This window comes from Marinobacter santoriniensis NKSG1, assembly GCF_000347775.1.
In the GTDB taxonomy this organism is placed as follows: domain Bacteria; phylum Pseudomonadota; class Gammaproteobacteria; order Pseudomonadales; family Oleiphilaceae; genus Marinobacter; species Marinobacter santoriniensis.
Map to the genome: position 1 here is coordinate 1 of NZ_APAT01000040.1, position 1,761 is coordinate 1,761.

1 protein-coding gene is annotated in these 1,761 nt (G+C 61.4%); it reads left to right on the forward strand.

Translation table 11 applies throughout. The annotated features are described in order from the left end of the window. Window positions 1-380 precede the first annotated feature (380 nt). A complete protein-coding gene (gene ltrA, locus MSNKSG1_RS18590; protein WP_008940840.1) occupies window positions 381-1,748 on the forward strand; it encodes a group II intron reverse transcriptase/maturase in 1,368 nt (455 codons plus the stop codon). The last annotated feature ends 13 nt before the right edge of the window (window positions 1,749-1,761 follow it).

The window sequence follows — 1,761 nt, forward strand, 5'->3', positions numbered from 1 at the left end:
GGTGCGCCCGGCACGGGCGCACTCCTGGAGGTGAAAGTCCTCCCGTGAGCTGGCCACAGCGAACGAAGTGAAGCGCAACTGCGGAAGGGCGACCGACCGTGGGGAGGAAGCGTGGAGCGTAAACCGTGAGCCGATGAACAAGAATCGGATACGAGGCACTGCCGAGCAGGGCGAGCGGGCCAAAAGCCGCGAAGCTCTTGTGGCCAAGGCGAGGGGGTGTAAATCCGGCGGTTGTGCGGTGAAGGAGTGTGCTCTTACCCGGGGAGATCTCGCCTTATGCCTGAAAGGGCGACGTGGCAACACGGAGCGAGAAGTCAGCAGAGGTCATAGTAGCCGCTAGCTCAGGGCGAAGGGCCGAACGAGAAGGAGCGTCGAACGCCTTGTCGATGAGCACTGTAACGCATCAGATGCCCGCATCCGCGGGGCGGGTCGCAACACGGGAAGGTGAAGCCTTGCCGGGCGCGATCAGTGATGAAACAGGGCTCCCGCGACAGGAACCGGAGGGCGCAGGGCGAAACCTGCTTGAGCAGGCATTCGCACGAGAGAACATGCAACGGGCATGGAAGCGCGTGAAGGCCAACAAGGGAACGGCAGGTGTCGATGGGCTGGACATTGCCCAGACCGCTGAACACCTGCGATGGGCGTGGTCGGAGCTTCGCCAGCAACTGCTGAGCGGCTCCTATCAACCACAACCCGTTCGTCGGGTAGGCATCCCGAAACCGGACGGCAGTGAGCGGGAACTGGGTATCCCCACCGTCACCGACCGTCTGATCCAACAGGCACTGCTGCAAGTGCTGCAACCTCTGATTGATCCCACCTTCAGCGAGCACAGCTACGGCTTTCGTCCGGGCCGTCGGGCCCACGACGCCGTGTTGGCTGCACAGCGTTACACCCAACAGGGCCGCCATATCGTGGTGGACGTCGACCTGTCGAAGTTCTTCGACCGGGTCAACCACGACATCCTGGTTGACCGCCTGAAGAAACGCATAAACGACCCCGGAGTCATTCGGCTGGTTCGTGCGTATCTGAACGCGGGCATCATGGCTGGCGGCGTAGCTATGGATCGGCATGAGGGCACGCCGCAAGGCGGGCCGTTGTCGCCGTTGTTGGCCAACGTCCTGCTGGACGAGGTGGATAAAGAGCTGGAACGCCGTGGGCACTGCTTCGCTCGGTACGCCGATGACTGCAACGTTTACGTTCGCAGCCATAGAGCGGGAGAGCGGGTGATGCGACTGCTACGCAGGTGCTACGACAAACTGCATTTGGTGATCAACGAATCCAAAAGTGCAGTCACCAGCGTGTTCGGCCGCAAGTTCCTTGGCTATGCCCTCTGGCAAACAAGGAACGGAGACGTTCGGCGCGCGGTATCAGCCAAGGCGTTACAGGCGTTCAAGCTCAGGATCAGGCAACTGACCCGGGGATCAGGTGGTCGCAGCATGGCACAGGTGGTGGAGAAGCTCCGCAGCTACCTGCTCGGCTGGAAAGGGTACTTCAGGCTGGCGCAAACGCCACGCATCTGGCGGTCACTGGATGAGTGGATACGTCGCCGCCTGAGAATGCTCCATCTCCGACACTGGCGACGGGGCAAGACGATCCACCGGGAACTGGTCCGCTTAGGCGCGAGTTCCTGGATTGCTGAATCCGTGGCGGCCCTGAGCCGTCGCTGGTGGCACAACAGTCGCTCTGCCATTCATAATGTGCTGACGATTGCCTACTTCGATCGGTTGGGAGTGCCACGTCTCTCGTGAACCTCAACTTCTC